The organism is Pantoea sp. SIMBA_079 (genome assembly GCF_046940275.1).
GTDB classification, from domain to species: Bacteria; Pseudomonadota; Gammaproteobacteria; order Enterobacterales; family Enterobacteriaceae; genus Pantoea; species Pantoea borealis.
Map to the genome: position 1 here is coordinate 1 of NZ_JAWRYR010000780.1, position 244 is coordinate 244.

The window sequence follows — 244 nt, forward strand, 5'->3', positions numbered from 1 at the left end:
CTGTTCGCCGTGCCCAACGAACGCGAGGCGCGCAACGACTACGAGATCGCGATCCCGCGGCTCGGCAGCGTGATCCTGACCCACAGCCTCGACGGCGAGATCGAGCCGTTGACGGCCGTGGCCCCCGAAGACCGGCCGCCGGTCAAGCCGGTGTTCTACGCGTTCCGGATCATGGTCGGCATCGGCATGGCGATGCTGCTGCTGACCGTCGTGTCGCTGTGGGCCTGGCGCCGGCGCACGCTGT

At 69.3% G+C, this 244-nt stretch carries 1 protein-coding gene; it reads left to right on the forward strand.

Annotation, left to right across the window (positions count from 1 at the left end):
- Positions 1-244 (forward strand): cytochrome ubiquinol oxidase subunit I (locus SB719_RS22070; protein WP_412160019.1); only part of this gene is annotated, 244 nt, incomplete at both ends.